The sequence below is a fragment of the Anabaena sp. FACHB-1237 genome, assembly GCF_014696225.1.
Taxonomy (GTDB): Bacteria; Cyanobacteriota; Cyanobacteriia; order Cyanobacteriales; family Nostocaceae; genus FACHB-1237.
Window position 1 is genome coordinate 85,681 of sequence record NZ_JACJPV010000012.1, and the last position, 22,909, is coordinate 108,589.

Here is a 22,909-nt window from a genome sequence, read left to right on the forward strand (position 1 = left end):
TCAGACGACTATATTTGATAGATTTAGTCCGTTTTAACGGACTTTGACTATTAGCCCGGAACTTCAGTTCTGGGGGGGTGATTGGATATTTTTTCCCTTAAATGTTTGATAAGTGCTTTAGTCCAAACGTCTTTAAAATCAAAATCTTTAGCATCTTCATAAATATCTAATTTGTCTCCTATTTTACTACTAACTAATTCTTGTAAATAAGTTAATAATTTTTCTGGCTTATTATTAACATCAAGCCACCACATTTTATCTATATTTAATCTTACCACTCCTAAACCGCGAGAACGTCCTCCACCCAGGGGAATCTGTTCAGTTTCAAATTGGTGTAAACCAATCATTAATAGGCCTAATTCCCAATCTTCGGCATTTTCAATTATAGCATGAAACTGAAATTGTGTACTTGCTGGTACTACTTGAAAGTCGTATAGTTTACCATCGGCTGCCGTTTCTGTATCTCTATCAATGGCTACTCCGTCCCTTTCTTGATATTGATCAAACCAGGTTTTTGGTACTACGGTTAAGTCGCGTACTTGAAATTTACTGGCTATCCAAGGTGAACCAAATAATAGAGAAATTAAGTCTGTCATATCTAACAGTTTTTCTGTTAGTTCTAAGTCGTTATCTTTGTATGTGTCTTTTAAATCTTTGACGTATTTGTTCCTATCTGAAGTTGTAAAATCTGCGGGATCTTCTGCGAAACTGGAATCAATTCCTCTCAAGAAACTTTCTAATCTTGATCTTAATGCTCCTTTAAAGCTAGAACCGGGTATTAATGGTTGTCCTAATGCGTCTTTAATTACTGGTGAATCTGTTCCAATTGGTTCGGTGGAACGTCCAGCACTAATGCGTAGTGCGGTAATTGTTGTGAGTGTTCCGGTGATTTCTAGGCGGTTTTTGAAGGTGTCAAACATATAATTTCATCCTTAATTATTAATTCAGTTTGAGACAACTAAATATATCCTCCACAGATATTTTCCAATCTGGTAAAGAATTTAAAACTGGTAAAATATCTTGATTTTGCTTAACTTCTGGTAATTGATTTGGTAAAAAAGTAATGATTAAGCGTTCTTGAGGATCAAGGAACCAACCTAATTCTGTACCATGTTTTAAGCAAAATAAAATATTATTAATGACACGGGTTGAACTTTGTTCAGGTGATAAGATTTCAATTACCCAGTTAGGAGGAATTGTAAATTCATTCTCAATTTCTCCATAATTATCTAGGGGAATTAATTCCCAATTAAAAACACTAATATCTGGGATAATAGAACGACCTCCAAAGGTACAACGCAATTCTGTAAATCCGCGAGCAATTTTTTGAGGTGTGCTAATTTGATTAATAGCAGAGGCTAAAAATGTTTGTATTGCACTGTGCTTACCTTTAGGCATTGGTTTTTGGTAGATGTTACCATCAATATATTCACTAGCTGGTTTTGTTTCTGGTTGTTGCAGAAATTCTGCTAAGGAGATTAAGGTAGTAACGGGAGTGGAGATCATAGTTTTAGCAATTTTATAGTCCGCTTAAATTAAGGTATTCTATGAACATTATAGACTTAATCAAGGGATTAAATTTCTAGGTCAGTTGGAAATTGAGGAAGTTGTATTTGTGGTTTATTGCTAACTACAGAATTAATAGAAGATTTAATGAAATTAACAAATACTTCACTGACATTCTCGTAGTCACTGCTAGTAATTGGCTCAAAGCCATGAGCAAATAAGGAGTTATTCCTAACTTCTAAAGCATTGATAATTCTGTTAGCATTTTCTTGATATATTTTGCCTATGGGATCTTCAGGAAGTTCAGTTAAAAGATCATAACTACTTCTTAAAGGTATTTGAATTTTTCCCTTGATATTAGAACGTTTTTTCTCATATTTATCCCGTAAATTTTCTGGTAATTTCGCAGTATCAATATCACCTGTTTTAATACCATAGGTTTTCAACAACCGAATTTGAGCTAATAATTCCAAAGCTCGATAAAGTCTACCTACTGCATCATCATAACGCTGTTGTTCAGCCCGTCTTTCAGCATTTAGTATTAAATCTTGAACTATTTCATAACCATGTCCTTCTGTTCCGTTGCTAAAATCAAATTTTTCATCTATTTGTCCTCTACTATTAATTACTTTTTTGAGAAATAGAACTAAATTTCTGATTACAGGATTTCTCATTTGAGGTTCTAATAACTCTAAAGCATCTCTATGTTCAAATCTATCCCAAGCATCTAAACCTGAACAACAAGCATATAAAGTTTGTATTTGTCGTCTAATCTCAGATGGTAATGCCATTGATGATAATAAACGTCTTAGTTGTGCGATCGCTGCTGGATAATTGTACTGTTGTAAAAAAATAGGCAAAAATTGTTCTATCGTGCGTTGTGCAACTACTGGTGCTACACTTGCTTGTCCTGTTAATTCTCCTCTTTCAACTTTGATGATATTTGTACGGACGGCTGTGGTGACATATAATTTCAGTTGATAATCAACAGATGCCATTGCTAAACCTACAGACATGGATTTAGTACCACCTGTATAATCAGCCATCATTTGAGCATCTTGTACATTTTCCTGAATATTCTGAATACATAATGATGCTTTCAGATAGCATTCTGATAAATCATCTGGTTCTTCAATCAATATTAAGTCTCTATCTTGTTGAAATTTATCACCTAATCCTACTTGTGTAGGAATATTTGGTAATTTTTCAATTACTTCTGTTCCCCTTCTAACTTCACAAGGAGTTCCACTTCCTATTACTTGGGATTTACTACCTTTAGCACCATCAGAACAAAGAAAAACAACTCGATCTGGCTGTAGTTCACGAATAGCAGTTACGATAGGTTGATGAGAACCACCGACTGTAATGAAAAGAATTTTTGGCATGATTCAATTATCTCCTGATAAATTAATTGTTAATGATTTATTAAGCTATTAAAGCTGTGTGCTCACGACTAAGATAACCAAGATAGAGTTGAGTTAATTTCAGATGAATATTTTTACTGATACTGGATTCATTTTTCTGTAAATATTCTTTAAGTGACTCTAGTTTCTCTTGTTGCTGGTTATTGATTTTAGGATTGATACAGTCTTGATCATTTTCTCCTAAAAATGGATTTAATTCTTTATCTATACTGGATATTATAGATTTAAAGATATTGTTAATGTTGCTAATTAAACCATCAATTTGGTTAATTACTGCATGAGCAAATATTTCCTTTTTTCCATTCTCTATTTTTTCCAGTTTCCAAATTTTACTAGCATCCTTACGGCCTACTTGATAACGAATATAGTTTTTAACCACCTCTATGGAAGATGTAGGATCTGTCGCTGTTGTTAAAACATTTTTTAAGGGAGAACGTTCTTGTACTTGCTTAATATCAAATTTTTTAGCCATTTCTTGCATTTTTACTATGATATCATCCAATTGTTTACTTAACTCTTGATTAATTCTTAAAGTTAGTTGTTGTTCTAATTCAATCACAGAAATTTTTGACATAACCTATACCGCCTTTTCTCTTAATACTAAATGAAATTCATTACAAATTTGTACTTGTCCAAAACCTTCAGAAGTTCTTTCTCCTACCCCTTTCAGTTCTAATTCTTTCAATTTATCAAGCCATAAATTTTCGTTCTTTTTATCTACACTAAATAAATACACACCTCCCCTATTTGTGACTAGTTCTATGTCTTTCATTAAACCCCAGGCAGCATTCCAACCAGAACGATAATCATAAGTGGTATATGCTACTTCTAATTTTGGTAAAGCATTTTCTTCTACATTAGCAAATTCACACAACATTTTTGATGAAATAACTGTAGTATGTTGCCAATTTTCCGTGAAGATAGCATCAGCTTGAAGGTCTAAAGTAAAATACATCCGATTATTTAATAAATCGTTTTCTGGTTTACAAAAAATTGACCATAATTCCCAACGCGATTTAAGATTAGCATTAAATTTCTCAATTCGGTTTTTAGCATTTGTTACAGCATTTTCTACAATCTCAGCTTTAATTCTAACTTTTCCTAAACCCCTGGATGTAGAACTTCCTAAGCGAAATGTAGAGGAATTTTCATTGATAAAATTAACTAGAGATTTAGCTAAATGTACATCAGGAACTAAAATTGCACTTTGATAAACTACGGGATGCCAATTCTGTTTGTGGGAACTTTCAGAAAATGACTCATTTAACACCTCAATACTATAAAGTATATCATCTTGAGAGGTTGCTCTTTGACGATTAATTCCCACTCTTGTTAAAAATCTTGTGCTAACTGAATGACTGTGATATTTATTATCTTTTGATTTACTATAAAAACCTCCAAAGGGTTCTACTCTTCCAAAATCTTTAGGACAAGTAGGATCATAAGGATAATTATAAGCCTCTGCACAAAAACGATCAATTAGAGTATCAAAAACTCCATGATTTTTTTCCTCGGTTTTAAATCCTGGTTTTGTTTTAGAACTAACCGCAGTTGCAGGTAAAACCATTATTTCATCATTCACTACCTGAGAAATTAATTCCCCTTTTTCTTGTGATTCATATCTGATTTTTGCCACTGCTGGATAAGCATTTTGAAAAATTGTAGGTTCATCACTTAAAAATAGTGTAGCAAAATCTCCACCATTTTCTGTTAAATTTTGTGTTGCTATGTTTGGTATTTGTTGTTTGGATCTTTCCAGAATTTGAGAAGCGATCGCTCCTCGAATTACAGCACCAGGAATGTGATCTTCTACTTCACTTATAGAACCAGGTTTTTTACCTGCGATCGCTAATGGTGATAAAGCTGTTATTGTTAACTTAATTCGTTGCATATTGTTTTATTAGGTAATAATAATTGCCAGTTTGTATTGTTTGTTTGTAAGTTTTCTAATCCTTCCCAAGTTAACCAACCTAACCCTGCTGATTTGCTTCCACCTAAAGCATAAATATGGTGTAAAGCTGCTAAGATTAAAGGTTTAGTATATTCTGGACAATCTGGTAATAACTGAATTGCTCCTGTAAATTCTAATTTGCTATTAGGGAGAGAAGTTTCCAAAAAATACAATTTTTTCTCCTCAGAAGTACGACGACGACGGTTAATAGTTACACCAGGACGTATAACTTCTGGTAAATCTTCTTTTTGCATATCACAAATTAAATCACTAACAATGATCCGAGATGGAAGAATGGGATTACCAAATATTTGGGAAACAAAACAATGATACCCTTTGTAATTTTCTAGCTGATATTGCTGCTGAAATTCCTCATGTACTTGATCTTCATTTGGACATAGTATTTCTGCTTTTGGTGCTGGGAAAATTTGCCATCCTAATGCTGTGGCTATTTTTTCACATTCATGGCGTAATCTCCCTTTTAATTGTGATGCAGGAATTAATAATTTTCCCTCTGCATTACGAACTATTGGTTTATCTGCTAATGAACCATCAGAACCTCCCGCACCTATACATAATGCAGTATCAATAATGGCGGTTAATGATATTGTTTCAATTGGATTTTTTGGTAAGTTTTGTAAATTGATCATAGCTATGATACCTCTTGTTTAGATTTTTTAGTATCAGATTTTTTTTGTGGTTTTTGGAAAAAAGGATATAAATCTACTAATTCTCTCCAAATAGTTTCATAAGTAACTTTATCCTCTATTTGGGGTTTTTTATCCTTAGATTTTTTATTTTTCTCCTCACATTCTTCTTTGTCTTTTAAGGACATCCAAGGCGCAAGATTACCAGAATTATCTTTATCCTTGGGTAAACACCATTTTTTTTCAAATTCATCTTCTAATGATTTTTGAGCTTCTTTATTATTTAACCTCACTCGGAAATAACGATAGTTAAGTATTGCTGTCTGTTTCCCGCGTTCCAATAAACTACGAATTTGGTAAAGTTGTGATTTAGGAAATTCTGCATCTATTAAAGTTTGTGCAGTTTTCAATAATCCACCTAATTCATGCAGGGTATAAGGTGCAGCATATAATTTTAATTTTTGCTTTCCTTGTGTTAATTTAGTTAAACCATTGGTACGAAATTCACTAATATTAGAAGAAATCATTGTTACAGATTTCATCACTAAAAAGTCAACTGTACCACCGTAATAATGACATTCTTTCAAATCTTTAGCTAGTTTTTTTGCTGATTTTAGCAATTGATTAGTCAGTTTTTGAGCATAATAAATTGGTGTATCTTCAGCAGTTATTAATACTCCTGTGGACATACTCAATTTACATTGTTGATTTGTTGTAATTTGTTCCTGACTGTGATAACGATGCACTATGTCACTAATATAAGTTTCATCAGTTTTATAGTTTCCTTCTTTACTTAACAAAATTCTTTCAAATTCTTCACCAATACTTTTAGCAATAGCTAAAGCTTTATCTGCGGGAACAATTAACATTACATCATCACCACCAATGGTTAAAATTTCAAAAGGATGAATCCAAATTTCTTTTTTGCTTTTTCTCTCAGCTTGTAAAGTCTCACTTAATTTATGGGGAGCAAGATGTTTAGTTAAAGCTGCATAAACTGATTTTTCTGTAGCATAAAAAATATCTCTACTAAAGTTTTGGTAAGATTCAGGAGTTTTAATTTCTTTCTGAATATATCTTCCCATATTGTTACCATCTGCATAAATATAGGCAACAAATCCTTTACTAATACTAGCATCTCCAATTTCTCTGACTGAAAGAGCTTCTTTTACTTGGCTAGGATGTAAATTTTCTGAACGGATTTTACCATAATATTTATGTGGTGTTTCATATAAAAATTGCTCAAATTTATTCACCCAACTTTCAACAGCTTCTTTACTTCCAGGTTGCCAAGTTAAACCTGTTTCTTCATACCACTGTTGATTACTATTATCTCTTTTTGTGATTTGTCCTACAAGTCTTTTCCGTGCTGATGCTTCAGAAAACCAAGGATCACCGGGAAGTCCTTTGGTAGAGTCTTCAGGATCAGTTTTAACCTGAATTATAGCAGAACGGCGATCGCCTTCATCTCGTTTCAGATAGGGATGAGTTTCAAATATAGGTGGATAACAACGCAAAGGTCTATTACTTCCTGGTAATTGATTACCATTACGACGTTGATTAAATAATGATGCTAATTTACCTGCTAATTCATTAAATGTTTTTCGGTCTTGAAAATATGTTTGTGAATAACCTTTTTCTTGCTGAAAGTATGCTGAAATTAATGGATGATTTTTGTTTTTCTGATATTGCTCTAACCAAAATGTATCATTAGTAATTTGATCAGGTAATAATCCAAATCTAATTTCTAAAAGTTTAAATTTAGCACCAACAGCGCAAGAATTAGCGGTTAATGTTTCATGAGTATAGCGTTTTTCAATGGCATTAGCTAAATCATCTATAAAACCCGCTGGACAAAAGGCTAAAAGATTACCACCTGTAGAGTAAATAATTAATTCAGGAATTAGTGCTTGGGAAAGTTCAGGAAAATTTTCCTGTTGATCTAACCAATTTTCTCTAATGTCTTGACAATCATCTTTTGCTCGTTCACACTGTTCATATTTTGAGCTTTGTTCACAACTAAAAAATGCGGGTAAGTCAATTAAATTGATTCTATCTAATAATCCAGAAGCTCCTCGAATATCAGGAAGTTTTGCTGATTCAAATACATATTGTTTAACTTTGGTGACACCTCCATAAACTAAGCCAATTCTGGTATTTTGATTCCATAAATCAGAATACTTAGTTTTTAATTCTTCCAAAGTTTTGGGAAAATAATTCTCATCAATTTCCTGCAATTTTTTAGCTTGATCAACTATTTCCTTAACTTCTTTGGGTACTTCTTGACCATTTCTTAAAGCGTCACACATTGATTTTAAAATAGCAATGTCAAACTGGGGTTTACGTTCATTTCCCCAAGCCAAACACCAGGCGATCGCAATTTTTACAGAATTATTTACAGAAATCATGTTATCCATTTTAGATTCACCTTCAACTAACTTTTTTAAAACTATTGTCATTACTTACTAAATTTTAGATCAAAACAACTAAATTACTCCTTAAATATATCCTAACTAGTAAAAAAGATACCTATAACACAAGAGTTAAATCATTAATTTTTATGCTAATTCTATGCTAAAACTTTGTGAGATTTTTATGGAAATTGTTAAGAGCGATCGCTACACTCTTATAACCAATCACCAAGACGATTATTAAGATCAGCTATGCAAGCTGCTCGTTGTCCTTGTGTATTAGCCGAAGTTTCTACGAAAAATTTAACAGTCCATGTTCCATTACTAAAAATACCTTCTATTTGCTCTCCTCTCAGTCTAAATAATGTGGGAGAAGATAAATCTGGATTCCAATAATGGGTACGACATAAACGAACATAGGAACAGGAATTAGTGATATTTTCTAAAAGACTTAAAATTGGATTTCTAGCTTTTCCCCAACCATGATCTGTTAGTTCTGGAGATTGTTTTTGATGGTTCGGTACGGGTGATGGTAAAACAGCATCCTTATCAGATTCAAACCTACCCTTAAAGGTTTCATGGAAAATTTGACCTGTTGGTGATAACTCAAAATATATTTTTCCATCCATTTCTACTCGTTCAACTAAAGTCTCCATTCTTTCATTCCAGTCTTCTTTAATATTTTCTTCTCGTACCATTTCTTGAGGACGATCTAAAGCAACTAACCAACCACTGATTTCTAACCATAAGCTAAAATCAAGACCGATTGGCATTGGTGGAAATGCAATAATTTCGCTAAACTGTTCATGTTTATAATAAACTGTAACCCCTAATGCTTGACCCATTAATACTCCGATAGCAATTTGCGCTTTATATCCACCAGTAGCGTTAATAGCACAAAATTGAGAACCTTTTTCTCTGATAATTTGACTGATAGTTTTAGCTAGGTTTCTCAGTCCTTTAGTCCGAAAAAGTTTAGGATTCTTATCTTGTAGGTCTTTGATTTCTTTTAAATCAACTTTATGTCCTTTGATTTGATAATAATGTTCTAATATTTTAGCAATTTGTAATCCTTCAGGTGTAGCAGAGTGACAAAAAACTAAATCACAATTATTTGTACAGTATTCACGTTGGATTAAATCAGTAATTGAATTTATTTCTGCTCCACAAAGTCTTACATTTCCAGGTAACTTACTGAGATATCCTGCTGTATTTTTCCAATTTTGCTTTTCTAAAGCTAGTTGTAAGTTATTGTTTACTGTTGTTTTTAAGCTATCAATTAACTCAGATGAGAAATATCGTTTATCTAACTCTGATTGTTTAGATAACCAAGATTCATAATTTTCAGTAGTTGGTAATCCAAAAAGATTAGGTTTAAAAAGGCTTGTTCCTACTGTACAAATAAGGGTGTGAGAAATTGTTTTATTCATTGGTTTATACTCTTATTTAAGTCGAAATTTACATTTCTGTGGGTTAATAAATTGTTAGATTATTCTTCATCCTTTAAATCCCAAACCTGTGCAATGTTCCTAAGTTCTTCAACAATTTGTTTAGTTTGCTGAATAATATATTCTGCACCTTGAGGATTTTTACGGAAACCTGCATGAAGTACATCATTACGTAGATTTGCAAGTCTATAAGTATTTGACCAAAGGTTAGATAACTGTGTTCTTTTCTCTTGTGGAATGCTTGCTTTATACTGTTCAAGATATGGTGAGATGTATCTATTACCTTGTGAGTCTTTCTGTCCTGTTCCTCCATTTAATAAAAGTTCCATTTCAGACCGATTAGGTCTTTCAACCTGCGGATCTATATTAAAGTGATAACATAATAGAGAGGGTAGCCATTCCCTTGCAATGGACAAAGCTTGAACTATTTGCCCTTTTTCTGCATACCATTCTACCATTCTCAATTGTCTTATAAGAGAAGATTGAGGACTAATCGTATATTCTGTTGGACTTTTTAAAGCAAATTTACCATAATCATTTTCTACTCGTTTTAATAGAGTCGTAAATGGTGGTAATGATTGAGAAATAGTTGAGGATGCCGTTGTAATTTTTTCTGGTAATAATGCAGATTGTTGCATTACATCTATGGGTCGGAGTAATTGTAAACCCTGGGCTATTTTATCAATGTTATTTGCTAAATCCTCAGTAGAAGGATCTCCATTATGTAACAATCCTGCTAGTGCTTGAGCATTTCCTGTTTTGAGAAATTGGTCTGTTGCTGTTGTCCATTCCAGCAAACTAACTATAGGTAATAAATCAAAAATAGGTGTTTTATTATCATTACTTTTTGCGTCAAATGCGCCATAAATTAAACCTTCAATTTGGACTTGACGAACAACTCGCAAATAACTGACAGCAATTAAGGCTAAAACAGGTAGAGAGCGAAAGCCGTTGGTAATATCAAATAATACTCTGTCTCCATCTTGTAAGCAGTCTGTTAACATTTGAAATAATTTCCAGATATCAGATGTAGTGTGTCCTTCAGGAATATTCATTATAGGTTGCAAATCAACTTTATCAGCCAGCTTATTTTGTAAAGTTGTCCAACTTGATTCAGTTTCGTTATCTGGTATTCCTTTAGCTGCTGTATCTGTTAGTAAAACATAAAGAGTTTCAGGTTTATAAAACTCCACTAACGCTTGCTGAATAAATTTTGTTTTATATTCGCCAGAAGCAATTGGATTAAGATATGTCGTTTCTTGATAACCTCTTTTATTAAAACCAAGAAATGAAATTGCTTTCATGATATTTACTCCTTAAAGTTTGGTAGTTTTATAATCGTTTGTCCCATTCCCAACCGTGTTTTAATTCCCGTACCAGCAAACCGCGCATATTGAACTAATAAATTAGCGACATTCGCTAATAAAGGATCAGCACGTTGAAAAACCTGTAACTTGACATCACCAACAAATCCATTGACAAAACCTTTACTAAACTTAAAAGTGCGAGTTTGAATTTTGTGATGTTTAAGTAATATTGCATTATTCAAATAAGCAATTAATTCATCACCTCCTAAATAAACAGGTGCAAAATTATTCCATCTTTCTAACCAACTAGAAAACATTAATGTGGGAACAGGTAAACATAATTTTGTTCCACCTTGAGAGAATGCCGTAGGAGTAATAAATTGTAAGTGATAATTTCTGATAGGTTCTGGTTCATTTCCTACTAATGTTGTATATAATTCCTCATAGCTGCTAATTTCATCTTCTCGATTAATAATGTTAAATTTTCCTCCTAAAAATTCTAATGAATCTCCCAATTGAAGATGAGAAATTGCTTTAGCAGATGTTTCGTTTAATCCAGATAGGGATAATTGATAAAATTCCTCTGGATGGAATGTAGTAAAATCTTTGGATGTTAAATAATCTCCTGTTATTCCTGAGTAAGAAACTGAGGGAATTATTTCGCTTCCCATTTCTAGGTTGAGTTTTTGATGTAGTTGTTTGATTAATTCTAACCCATAGGGACGGGGTAAAATTGTTGATGTGGGTACGGTTAAGGTAAATGTAGAATTGATTAACATTTTGTGGTACTTGATTGATTATAAAACAAAAAAGACAAAAAATAAATTATGTATTAACTATTACTAATCAAACATAATTTTTGTAAAACTTCTGATGGATATAAACATTCATTCCTTATAGCTTTATCAGCCCACCAATTGACAATTTTCTCCCATATTTCTTCTTGACCATTTTTTCTTATTTTCTTATTTGCTTTTTTATCTATGTCTTGGTTAATTGTCTTTGTTGGATTTTTACTGGTAAAAGAATAGTTAATGCAGGTACGATATGCTTCCAAAATAATTCTAGTTCCAATATGTCCATGACACAGCCATCTTAATATATCAATATCTACATTTTCTTGGTCTATTTTATTCAGCCATTGTTGGTAAATATCTATTATTTTCTTAGATTCTTCTAATGATAATTTTTTCCGTTCACAGATTCTCTTTTGCAAATCATCTATGTTGATGGTAATAGAATTTTTATTTTCTAAACAAATTAATTCCCAATCTATTATCTCTTCCAATTCTTTGATCCTTTTGCATTCTTTAAGGGTTATACTAATAGCAGTAGCTAATTTTATTATTTGATAAAAATTATTTTCAAAAAGTTTGATTGCTTCATTAAATAATTCTATATCTGATAGTTCTTTAAGAGGGTTACGAAGAATACTAAAATCAAATAAATAGTTCTCTATAGAATGTCCCCTAGACCAAATCATTGAACCATCCACCTTATGTTTACCAATATAATCTTGAATTTCTTGATTAAGAGAAATACTAAAGTCATCAAACTCACGATCTATAAAAAATACCAAATTCTTATATTTAGAAGACTTTTGAATATTTTTATGAATAGATTCTATTTTTCTACGATTACCAACCACACCAGTAATCAATAGTTTAAATTCATCATTTTTCTGAATCATTGTTTCAATGTCATCAATATTAATTTCTTCAATAATTTTGTTATTCATTGTTTTCATTGTTTGTGAATATTCATCTAATAGTATTTTAAAAAAAGTTTTATCTGTTTTTCCTTCAACAATTAAATGTTTCTCGTTACTTTGTTCACCGATAAAAAACTCATATTCTTTAAGAGTATAACCAAAGCCATTCATTAGATTTTCTCCTAATTTTTTAAATGTAATTAAATAGGTTATTTATTCATCATAATTATTGTTGTTTTCTTCTATATAATCTTCTTCATCTTCATTGGTGAAAATTTCTTCTTCTGTTTCATATAACTCCCATAAAATCCTATTAGTATATTTTGATTCCAATTCTTTTGGGTTATAATCAGCAGCAATCATAGGAGAATGAGTACAAATAATAACCTGGGTTTCAGACAACTGTTGATATATTGTTTTAATTAATTTTCTCTGCCAATCTGGATGAAGAGATATTTCTGGCTCATCAATCAAAATTACTTTTTTGTCACTCATATAAGTTGCCGTGTACATAATTGTAATTATTTGATACTCGCCGGATGATAAGGCACTCAAACCATCAATTATAGAATTATTATCAAATCTAATTCTTACTAATTGCCTATTTTCCGGAGTTTCTATATTAACTATTTCTATTTTTTTATCTTTTAAAAAAGTATTAACTGATGATAAAAATTTAAGAAATAAATAAAACTTATCTTGTATTTCACCTAATAATTTCTTCAGAGAATTATGATATATTGTTAAAAATGTAACAAATTCTTGACTATTTTGTTTATTGATAATATTTGATGATATTTTTTCTGAAATATTTATATATATTTCTTTGGATGAAATATAACTTTCTTCTGTAACTGGGAAAGTTTTAATTTGCTCAAATATAGATGTAATTTCTTTCATTTTCAATTCATAATCATTGATGTTTGAGCTTAATTTCTTTTCTAAAGAAGCATCAAAATATTTTACAGATATTTCTGACATTAACTGTCTATCAATTTTTGATATTTTATGATTAATTATTTTTAGTTGATTAATTAAACTTTTTTCAATATCTTTAGGAGTTGGATATTCTATTAATGGTAAAAAATCACCAAATATCTTTCTAGCAAAGGAATTTATTTGCTCTATATTCATATTATCTTCTACTGCTTGCCATGCTTCTATCATTGTTCTAAATGCCGGAAAATAAGCAGTTGATAATAAAACTTTCATTTGAGTATAATCAAATTTATAAGATAGCTGTTGATTTTCTTGATTTGATTGATCATTTTCAAAGTCTAATTTATTAAATTCATTAAATCCGTTCTCTCCTTCAGTTATTCTTTTTCCCCTTCTATCATCATTAATACATATTCTAATTTCTGGGTCTTGATTTTGCTGATAATTCTCATTATGAATTGTGACAAAGTTATCATTACTAAACCAAGCTCTTATCCGAAAAAAGTTTACATACAAAAAACGTGAATAATCTCCATTTAATATATTGGCAAGACAATGGATCAAACTTGTTTTACCTGCTCCATTAGCAGCATAAATTATATTGACTCCCTTTTGAAAACTTTGGTCAATATCAAACATATTATGAAGTCCAATAATTTCTATTCTTGTAATCTCATTTGTCATATAAAATTCCCCCTTAACAACAAAATCCTAGTTTAGATAATATCATAACTTAACTCAAAGCGGATAAATTCCTAAACTTAACCCACCCTGGTACGAGCTTAATTTCCCCATCAGAAGTGATAATAGTTCTCCGAGATTTTGGAGCTTCAAAACCAGGTGCTTTCAAACCACAAATATCTCTTAATTTTGCCCTCAATTCATCATCAAAACATAAACCTACTGTTGTTCCTGTCATCCCACTACCCCAACCTAATCGCATTCCATAAGGACATTTTTCCGGTTCATAAAAATCACCAATATTACTAAAATCTAAATTCCTACCAGATGCTTGAGAATTATTTTTTATTGCATTCCAATAATCATGTTCATAATCCCATTGTTCTTGTGCAAATCCTTGACATATTTGTAATAATTCATCAATGTTATTAAATGGTAATTTCATTCCTTGTTTATGTTTAAACCAACTCAACATTTCCTTATCCAATGTGATAGTAAATTCTGTTTTCACATTCCTGACCATTTCCACATAAAGCGATGCTTTATATTTTGCTCGATAATCATCAAATCTACTAGAAACTATCACTTCTACCACTACTGGAAAATTTATAGGAGTTGGTCTACCTGTTTTTCCGGTAACTTCTGTTTTAATTAATGATTCTGAATCACTAACTTTTAAACAGCGTAAAATATCTGTATTTTGACTACTACCACTAAATGTTTTACCTTGATAAATTAAGGAAAAGTCAGAAAATAAACTATCCATAATTTTATCATCAGCAAATGTTTGATTACCTTTACTGCTTAATTCTCCTAATCTTGCTTTTAGTTGTTTTTCAATTTCACTGACTCTGCTATTTTTGGGAATTTGATATTTATCTGGATTTTTTAATAAATGATAAAGTATCGCAGTTTTTATTGCTCCTTTAATAGATGAACCAGGGATAAATAAATATCCCATACCATTACGAATCATTGGACGTAAATCTGTAACTCTTTCCGCTAATTTTTGACTAATTGCATTTTCAGGAAAAATGGGATTTTCATTTGTATCTTTTGCATTCCACCATTTATCGCCAAATGCTTGTTCTAAAAGTCTGGTAATATTTTCATTATTTTCAATTGCTTGAACATAATCATTTAAAAACCTTCCTCCTTTTTTTAATAATGCCTTAGCTAATGCTTCTTGATTAGGAAGATAAACTTTTTTTGCAGTTTGTACATATTCAAAGGGATTTAACCTAGATACAGATGAACCAATATGTAAAATAGGACTGGTTAACTGTATTCTTCTAGTTTCATAAAAGTCAGGTTTTTTCAATGCTAATTCAGCAACAATTGTCATTATCTTTTTCCTCTTTTGTGTTAATTGGTAGAGTTAAACTAATTCCACTACGGTAAATTTCATGTCTTGTAAATTGTTTTGGTGTGACATTTACCAATTTTCCTAAACGTGAGGAGGTAAAAACAGAACCTTCGCTAAACATCCGCACCATTTGACGACGAATTTGGCTTTCTACTATCCATCCTCCTCTTTCTTGAATTTCATAACTGGAATTTTCCAGAAAGTTTGATGATATTTCAGAATCCCAAAATAAGCTCATCAAAGTGTGAAATTTACCACTTTTAAAATTAACAACTTCTTGCCAAATTTTTGGTAGTTCTGACCATTCAGCAGTAAATCTTCCCGCACCACTAGAACGTTCTCCTCCTATTCCTTCTTCCCCTAAAAGATGCAAAGCTGCTTGTAATTTATCACCTAATTTTTCACCTTCTGGAGAAAGTTCCACAAGAAAATATAAACCTGCGGTATTTTTATCACTGGCATCATCAGTAGCAAAGTGAACAAAGCCTGTATGATAAAGGTTGGTAGCTGTGGTAACTCTATCAATTCCTATTTTTGGCAGTTGATGAGTTTTACAGGCTTTTTTGTAATTAAATGTTTCTGCTTCTGCTAGTTTTCCTTCTGGGTTATCTTCACGATAATTTTGTAATTCCTTTTCATCTTCCTTTGTAAATCCTGTTCCTTGATACCATCTTTGCCAAATTTTTAAGGGTAAATAATTCAGCTTTTTATAGGTTTTAAAAAATGCTAAATCATGATCTGGATAGTTGATTGGAAATTTGAGAGGACGAGGAAGATAATAAATAGTATTTTTATTTCCATCTTTCTCTACCTCTCGATAAATAAAGGTGGAACTAATTCTCAATGGTGGAATTAGTTCAGGGGTTTTTTTAGTAGGAAATAGCTGTAATAATTCCTCTACTGCATTATTATTTGTTGTATTAAACAACTTTGCATAAACACTTACCCATGCACTAAATAGGGTATCAGAACGGGCGCGATCGCTTGTTTCTTCCATCCCTATTCCTATTTCCCCAAAATGTGCGGGATTGTTACCAAAGTTGAGTTTAACTAATTTCCAAACACTCATGATTAATTTCCTGGTAATAATCGCTGGATGTACTCACGCAAATTTCTAAAGTTCTCTAAAAGTGCTGCGGTGTTAGCAATAGGTTCTAATGCTTGTATTGCTGATTTTCCTCCAGTTGTTTGTGTCATTTGCCGATATTGATCTAAACTGCGATAGGTAAATAGAAAGTTCTCAAATGTTACTTTTCCATATCCTCTTGAACCATTTCCACCTAATGCGTCATCTTCTAAAAATGCAAGTGCGATCGCTATATTTTCTAAATCTTTTACAGCTTGTTCTGCATTTTCTACCGTGTAAATTAACTCAAAATTAAACTTTGAACCCGCAGGAACTCTTTCTAATTGTCGAGGATTTGCTGCTGCTGTAACCCTATCAATGTTATTTTCACATTTCCATTCTGTCATAAACAAACCAGTATCCACTTGTTTTAATTGTGTTGCAGAATCTGGATGTAAATGACTATCTCTAATAATTAACCGACTTGTTGCATTTCTACCACTAGAAATTTTTACACAATTTTGACCTTCAATTGTTTTTGTAGGACTTTTATCAGAAAATAATCCTTCATTTCTTGCTGACTCTATAGGAATCCAAAAGTTAGAACCACCTGTAGAACCAAATAAACGGCTAATTTGGCAAGTTCTAGCACCTTCATAACGGATAAAACGATCTCTTTCTACTTCGGTAAAACCATCCACTAAATCATCACTTTCATAACGTCGAGTATCACGACTACCAGGACGATTTAGAGGTTTATTTAATAACCTTTCTAATGTTGCTCTTAATTTACCTTTAATTGATGAACCTGGTAAATATGGATATTTAGTTAAAGGATCTCTAATTACTGGTTTATCTAATCCACCAATATCTAAATTTTCACCACCACCACCAATATGTAAACCTGTTTGTGCTGTTAATTGACACTTGAGAGAAACTTTTCCTAATAAAGATGTTTGTGCATAAGATACTGTCATGATTATTTTCCTCCTTCTGCTTTGTGATATGCAATAATTGATTCTAAAAATTGTACTAAACGCTCAAAATCTTCTTTGCTATTCACTTTATCAATAGCAACTGACATAACATCACTTAATGGTTTTGCTGGTTTTTGTCTAGCTGCTGCATAGGCTAATTTTGGTTGCAATAAAACTACTTCTGTTTCTATTGCAGAAAATTCTCCTTTTTCAGCTAATTCAGCCTTTAAACGATTGACAGCATCAAGAAATTTACGCACTTGATTAGTTTCTAATCTTTGGTTTTTTAGAAATGGTCCAAATTCTTTAGCGTGATTAACTAAATTTCTGATCGGATAGTCTTTGAAATTTTTTAAGCGTTGAATAGTAGCTAAAATTTCTTCAACTATTGGTTTAGATTTAACTATTTCTGACATAGTAAATTATCATCCACGATTTAATAATTCAATCCAAGTAGCTATGGCGCGAAAATATGGCGCATTATATGGACTTTTTAAAGAAGTCCGAAAATCATCATTATTTAATACTTCTCTTGGTAATCTCGCTAAAGTATAAGCTATCTTTGGTAAATGCAAATAATAGCGAGTTGCTAGAGCCTCCTTTGTTTTTTTATCTTTAAACTTTTCTAAAGCCTGTTCTTGAATTTGTGCAGTAATTAACAAGTTTTTCACAAAAGTACGAGAGTAATTAACTCCAATATTTGGCTGTGATAATATCTCCACAAATGGGATAATACCTAATAAATTTGGCTTAATTTCTCGTTGAGCATATTTTTGATTAATTTCATCAAATTCGCTAGGTTCTTTCAGGTTTTCTAAAGTTCCTAACCATTCATCCCATTTGAAAACTTGACCAAACAAACCTAAACTATCTTTACCATTTCCTTTGGCTGCATCTTCAGCATGACCAGAAGATTTTGCAGCTTGATAAAGAGGGAATTTAGGTGTATCAATGCTGATTCCACCTGATAGAGTAATATCTGGATTATATCCTGTATAGGATCGAAAACATTGATAAACATCAAAAGCAAAATCTACCGCTTCATTCCATGCCCCGCTAATAAATAAATCATCACCTCCTGCATATATAAATAGTATATTATATTCCTCATTTTTTGGCAATAATTGTTTAAAATTTTTAGCAGGAATATTTTCTGATCTTTGTTTTGCCAAACTATTCAGATAGACTTTAAAAAAATAGCTCATTTGTCTGGAAAGTCCTGCTAATCTAGGTAATGTTTGATTTTCACCTAAACCTTTAGCAAATATTTGTCCTAATCTATCTACATCCATTCTTAAAGATGCAACTCTTTTAATTCCTTTTGCTATATCTGCCATTTCTTCAGCACGTAAAAATCCTGTTTGATTTTCCTTTTCCTTGCCATAATTACCTAATAACAAGGGATAAACATTTTTAAAATGCTTGAATTGATAATGTTCTAATGTCCAATCATTGACTAATAAAACTGTATCAGCAGTAGGATCTATTTGTTTCCAATTTTCAAAAAGATGATAGTAAATATCTCCAGAAAATGACAGTGTATGTAAAGCATTTGCTATTTTTTTCTGTTTTGATCTGACAATAGCATTAACTTTAAATAATTCAGTTCCTAAATCAAACATACTCCGGCAATTTGGACAAGCTAAAACTGAATCTGGTTCATTATCATTCAGAGGTTTTAACTTATCTGATTCTATATCATCACGATAACATACACGACAAGGTTCATGGCTATAACGTGGGTTAATAAAATCACTAATTTGAGTACAAAATTTCTGAGATTTATGTTTAGCTAAATTTTTGGTTGCTTTTAACCAATGTTCTGCAAATTTAGAGGTTTTGGTTTTGGTTTTGGTTTCAGTTTTAGATTCTGATTTCAGATCATCTTTAGCAAAATTTAAACAATCTAAAGCCAGAAACACTTTACCTTGAAATTCATGCAAAAGCCATTTATTAAATTGTTGGCTAACTTCTTCAATGATATGTTTAACTTCTTGTTTTCCAGATGCCAAAATATATAAATTACCACCACCTGCATAAATTACATTAGTCCGAGGAAGTTCTAATTTATCTAACAATTGTTGTACTACTTCTTCCGTGACTAATTCTAAATAAAAACTTCTCGCTCTTAATGATTTTAATGCACCATCAGAAGATATAGTATAAATAAATTTCTGAATCCCTGATAAGTCACCAGCAATTAAAGTTATATCTTGAGACTCAGAATTATTTACTAAAGCCTCTGCAACTGCGGCTGTACTTTTTACCAAATCTATTAAGGCTATATTTTCATTTTTCTCTCCAAAACTAATAAATGAGCCAAATTTTTCCAAAAGTAATGTTAACAAGGATAGATTTTGATAATCTTCCTGCTGTAAACTCTCTAAGGCTGTTTTGATATCTTTTTTTAAACTCTCTAAACCAGGTTTTTCTGTTACTGGATAGGGAATTTTAGGATCGTTATTATCTATAGCTTGAGGTATCCAATAATGTTCTTTTGTCTCCTTTTTATGCTCTTTTTCAAGATTCACATAATCAAATAGTAATCTTAAAGCCTGGGGTTCTCCCTCTTTAGGCCAAGATAGAATTTTCTGAGCTTTTTGGACAGCACTATCAATAGTATTTGGAGATGATTCAAATAAATTTTCAGGTTTAGCCCATTCTGCTAAAATTTTAACACCCTCTTGTATGACTTTTAAAGCTGTGTTGCTAGGAGTAGATTTTTCATTCATGACTGTAGTTGAATAGTTGAATAATTGTAATTAGTTTTGTTGCAGTTTCTTGTACTTTCCTACTCAAATTGTGTTATTTAATTAACCCCTTAACCTGCTGTAATAACTGATCCGGTAACACGGTATTCTGACCCATAATAAAACTACCATAAGTCATCTCTAAAAATGGTGAAGTTTTGTGAATAATCGTAACATTTTCTAAACTACTAAGAATAGTCGCCACGGGAGTCAAATTACCCCGATCATGACAAAACTCATGCCACGCTTTTACTGCTTCTGGTTGTGAACTAATGATTAAATAATGACTACAAGCCTCTAAAATCGGTACTTTCTCCGGTTGTACCATCCCCCCAACATCAACCATTACTAAAGACTTCTGCCGACGTAATTGTAATATAGCATCGGCATGATAAGGATAAAATCTATCCGTTAGTTTACCGCGATCGCGCAATTTAAACACCTCAATTTCTTCCTCTGTCGCATCTTTCCCCAATTCCAATAAATAATTACCCTCCCCATCCCAATGGGCGCGTTGTAAGTAAATATTCGGGAATTGCGGTAACAAAGCATTAAACAAAGTATGGGAAAGTACACTCTTACCACTATTTGGTGGTCCAACTATCATTAACGCAGGACATAAAGTATTCTCTTTCACTCCTAAATTCTTAACTTCGCCTAATCTCCCATTAATTGGATGTACTGGTATTACTTGTCCAGGTTGTACTAATTTACAATGACTACTAATTACTACAACTCCTATACGCGGATCATAAGAACCTAACCAGGCCGTTGGATGGAGTAAGTGAACTAAATAACCATATAGCCATATAGGAGCGCGACCAGAAATTACCACACCTCCAGTAGTATCAATTCCTGCTGGTAAATCTATACTTTTTAAATCACTGGGTGTGATTATTCTATCTTCTGAAGTTAATTCAATTAACAAAAATTGATAGTGTAAATCTTGGTAAAATGCCGTTTTTTCCAAAGATAGAGATACTGCTTGTAAACTCATTTTTTTTAACGCTCCTAATTTGGTAAATTTTCATGTTCTTCACTGATAAACTCTATATTATCAGACTCCCACTGGGTGGAAATTTCCCCCCGATGGCGATCGCTGATAAGCTGGTATAAAGGCTTATCGCATATCCAACCTATAATGAGGCTACTCAAAAACACAGATAGAGTACAAATAATTACCGTCAATAAGCTTAAACGGGAAATTATTAATATAATCAATGTCACACCGCCATTAGCAAAAGCTACCGCATAATTACGGGATTTTACTAAATTTTCCGATACTGATTTGCACATCAGTTACTTTACTCCATTGCTAAAGAATATTATCATCTTTCATTAGTCTACGTAGATATATTTTATTTGTGTAGATGCGAATTATATTCGCCCCTGTATTTCCCCCCAGCAAAAATGATTATAAACCCTGATAGAAAAGGGGTCTTCTATCTAAGTGTAAAAATAAACCGTGTAAATAAATTATCCTAGGGACAATTCATGAATTGTCCCTGCCCAAAAAATGATACTAGGGAATATTTGTAATCAACCAGTAGTATCAATGGTAGGTTGGGTAGAACGCAGTGAAATTTAACCTACAAATTATAATCTATCTGCACATAAAGCCGCACCTATTAATCCTACTTGTTCGTTAAGAATTATATGGACAGGAATTTCTGCTAATAATGATGACATTCTCCCTTTTTGAGTAAAGCTGGTTAAAAAACTCCCATTTTGGATTAAAGGCAGAATTTTCGGTGCTATGCCTCCTGCTATATATAATCCCCCATAAGGTAATAATTTTAAAGCTAAATTACCCGCTTCTGCACCATAAGCAGATACAAAAAGTTCCATTGTTTGCACTGATAATTTATCACTTTTATTTAAAGCTGCATTACCAATTATTGCCCCAATATCAATGTTTTTATCTGCTTCCCCTTGTTCCCATTTTCTCACAGCCTCCCCAATTTCTGGAGTTTCAGTTTCTATATTTCTATCTCGTAAAAATTGATAAATAGAAACAATTCCTAAACCAGAAACTACCCTTTCTACAGATACTCTTTCTACCTGATGTTTAGTAATTAAATATTGTAATAGTTGAAATTCTAACTCATTACGCGGGGCAAAATCTGTATGGCCACCTTCCGAGGGAAAAACTTGATATTGATAACCTTGTTTAATCAAAAATCCCTGGCCTAAACCTGTTCCTGCACCTATTACAGCCATTGGTGCTTCTGATTTAATCGTACCAACTTGTAAAGTTAATAAATCCTGTTTTGTTAACCCGAAAATGCCATAACCTACAGCAGCAAAATCATTAATTAGACACATAGATAAAATGCCCAATTCCTTAGTTAATCTTGCTATATCTAAATACCAAGATAAATTAGTTAATTTGGCAGTATTTTCTACTACAGGACCTGCTATAGCAAAACAGGCTTTTTCCGGTGTTGTGGAATTAGTATTATCTAAAAACCTTGTTACCATTGGTACTAAATCAGGAAAATCTGCACTTTTAAAACTTTCCTCATAAAGAGTTTTCAACAAAAGTGAATTTTCCGACTCTACTAAGCGTAAAATCGTTTTTGTACCGCCAATATCTCCCGCCAATAATAATGTCATAATCTTTATTACTTAGTAATTGTGTTGGTTGTTAGCAAACAATAATCATGATTTTTGCGTCTATCAAGGACGCAAAACTTAGGCAAACGTTAAAAAAATATGTAGGAAA

20 protein-coding genes are annotated in these 22,909 nt (G+C 32.1%); all 20 read right to left on the minus strand.

The window, feature by feature from the left end; all coding sequences use genetic code 11:
* Window positions 1–50 precede the first annotated feature (50 nt).
* Window positions 51–920, minus strand: coding sequence for a CRISPR-associated RAMP protein Csx7 (gene csx7 / locus H6F32_RS08800; RefSeq protein WP_190368952.1), 870 nt, complete (start codon window positions 918–920; stop codon window positions 51–53).
* A 19-nt stretch (window positions 921–939) separates the two neighbouring features.
* Window positions 940–1,506, minus strand: coding sequence for a Uma2 family endonuclease (locus H6F32_RS08805; RefSeq protein WP_190368953.1), 567 nt, complete (start codon window positions 1,504–1,506; stop codon window positions 940–942).
* A gap of 68 nt (window positions 1,507–1,574) precedes the next feature.
* Window positions 1,575–2,891 carry a TIGR02710 family CRISPR-associated CARF protein gene (locus H6F32_RS08810; protein WP_190368954.1) on the minus strand — a complete coding sequence of 439 codons (1,317 nt, stop codon included), beginning with the start codon at window positions 2,889–2,891 and terminating at the stop codon, window positions 1,575–1,577.
* A 40-nt stretch (window positions 2,892–2,931) separates the two neighbouring features.
* Window positions 2,932–3,504, minus strand: coding sequence for a hypothetical protein (locus tag H6F32_RS08815; RefSeq protein WP_190368955.1), 573 nt, complete (start codon window positions 3,502–3,504; stop codon window positions 2,932–2,934).
* A gap of 3 nt (window positions 3,505–3,507) precedes the next feature.
* Window positions 3,508–4,821, minus strand: a complete 1,314-nt coding sequence (csx10, locus tag H6F32_RS08820) for a CRISPR-associated RAMP protein Csx10 (protein ID WP_190368956.1) — start codon at window positions 4,819–4,821, stop codon at window positions 3,508–3,510.
* Window positions 4,803–5,531 carry an RAMP superfamily CRISPR-associated protein gene (locus tag H6F32_RS08825; RefSeq protein ID WP_190368957.1) on the minus strand — a complete coding sequence of 243 codons (729 nt, stop codon included), beginning with the start codon at window positions 5,529–5,531 and terminating at the stop codon, window positions 4,803–4,805. The genes csx10 and H6F32_RS08825 overlap by 19 nt, the downstream gene beginning before the upstream one ends.
* Before the next feature lie 2 nt (window positions 5,532–5,533).
* The gene (gene cas10 / locus H6F32_RS08830) at window positions 5,534–7,936 is read right to left on the minus strand and encodes a type III-B CRISPR-associated protein Cas10/Cmr2 (protein ID WP_190368982.1); all 2,403 of its coding nucleotides are present in this window, start codon (window positions 7,934–7,936) and stop codon (window positions 5,534–5,536) included.
* A 218-nt stretch (window positions 7,937–8,154) separates the two neighbouring features.
* Window positions 8,155–9,369: a putative CRISPR-associated protein gene (locus tag H6F32_RS08835; RefSeq protein WP_190368958.1), complete on the minus strand. Its 1,215-nt coding sequence runs from the start codon at window positions 9,367–9,369 to the stop codon at window positions 8,155–8,157.
* Window positions 9,370–9,428: 59 nt separating this feature from the next.
* On the minus strand, window positions 9,429–10,691 hold the full coding sequence (csx2, locus tag H6F32_RS08840) for a TIGR02221 family CRISPR-associated protein (RefSeq protein ID WP_190368959.1): 1,263 nt from the start codon (window positions 10,689–10,691) through the stop codon (window positions 9,429–9,431).
* 5 nt (window positions 10,692–10,696) lie between these two features.
* Window positions 10,697–11,473, minus strand: coding sequence for a CRISPR system precrRNA processing endoribonuclease RAMP protein Cas6 (gene cas6, locus H6F32_RS08845; RefSeq protein WP_190368960.1), 777 nt, complete (start codon window positions 11,471–11,473; stop codon window positions 10,697–10,699).
* A gap of 53 nt (window positions 11,474–11,526) precedes the next feature.
* Window positions 11,527–12,576, minus strand: coding sequence for a DUF4435 domain-containing protein (locus H6F32_RS08850; protein ID WP_190368961.1), 1,050 nt, complete (start codon window positions 12,574–12,576; stop codon window positions 11,527–11,529).
* Window positions 12,577–12,618: 42 nt separating this feature from the next.
* Window positions 12,619–14,028, minus strand: a complete 1,410-nt coding sequence (locus tag H6F32_RS08855) for an AAA family ATPase (protein WP_190368962.1) — start codon at window positions 14,026–14,028, stop codon at window positions 12,619–12,621.
* A 49-nt stretch (window positions 14,029–14,077) separates the two neighbouring features.
* On the minus strand, window positions 14,078–15,370 hold the full coding sequence (gene csm5, locus H6F32_RS08860) for a type III-A CRISPR-associated RAMP protein Csm5 (RefSeq protein WP_190368963.1): 1,293 nt from the start codon (window positions 15,368–15,370) through the stop codon (window positions 14,078–14,080).
* A complete protein-coding gene (gene csm4, locus H6F32_RS08865; RefSeq protein ID WP_190368964.1) occupies window positions 15,354–16,460 on the minus strand; it encodes a type III-A CRISPR-associated RAMP protein Csm4 in 1,107 nt (368 codons plus the stop codon). The genes csm5 and csm4 overlap by 17 nt, the downstream gene beginning before the upstream one ends.
* A 2-nt stretch (window positions 16,461–16,462) precedes the next feature.
* Window positions 16,463–17,434 (minus strand): type III-A CRISPR-associated RAMP protein Csm3, encoded by a 972-nt coding sequence (gene csm3 / locus H6F32_RS08870; RefSeq protein ID WP_190368965.1) that lies wholly within the window; start codon window positions 17,432–17,434, stop codon window positions 16,463–16,465.
* Between the two features lie 2 nt (window positions 17,435–17,436).
* Window positions 17,437–17,850 carry a type III-A CRISPR-associated protein Csm2 gene (csm2, locus tag H6F32_RS08875; protein ID WP_190368966.1) on the minus strand — a complete coding sequence of 138 codons (414 nt, stop codon included), beginning with the start codon at window positions 17,848–17,850 and terminating at the stop codon, window positions 17,437–17,439.
* A 9-nt stretch (window positions 17,851–17,859) separates the two neighbouring features.
* Window positions 17,860–20,166: a type III-A CRISPR-associated protein Cas10/Csm1 gene (gene cas10, locus H6F32_RS08880; RefSeq protein WP_190368967.1), complete on the minus strand. Its 2,307-nt coding sequence runs from the start codon at window positions 20,164–20,166 to the stop codon at window positions 17,860–17,862.
* A gap of 73 nt (window positions 20,167–20,239) precedes the next feature.
* The gene (gene crn3, locus H6F32_RS08885; protein ID WP_190368968.1) at window positions 20,240–21,181 is read right to left on the minus strand and encodes a CRISPR-associated ring nuclease Crn3/Csx3; all 942 of its coding nucleotides are present in this window, start codon (window positions 21,179–21,181) and stop codon (window positions 20,240–20,242) included.
* 14 nt (window positions 21,182–21,195) lie between these two features.
* On the minus strand, window positions 21,196–21,480 hold the full coding sequence (csx18, locus tag H6F32_RS08890; protein WP_190368969.1) for a CRISPR-associated protein Csx18: 285 nt from the start codon (window positions 21,478–21,480) through the stop codon (window positions 21,196–21,198).
* A gap of 300 nt (window positions 21,481–21,780) precedes the next feature.
* Window positions 21,781–22,800: a glucokinase gene (locus tag H6F32_RS08895; protein ID WP_190368970.1), complete on the minus strand. Its 1,020-nt coding sequence runs from the start codon at window positions 22,798–22,800 to the stop codon at window positions 21,781–21,783.
* Window positions 22,801–22,909: the final 109 nt, after the last annotated feature.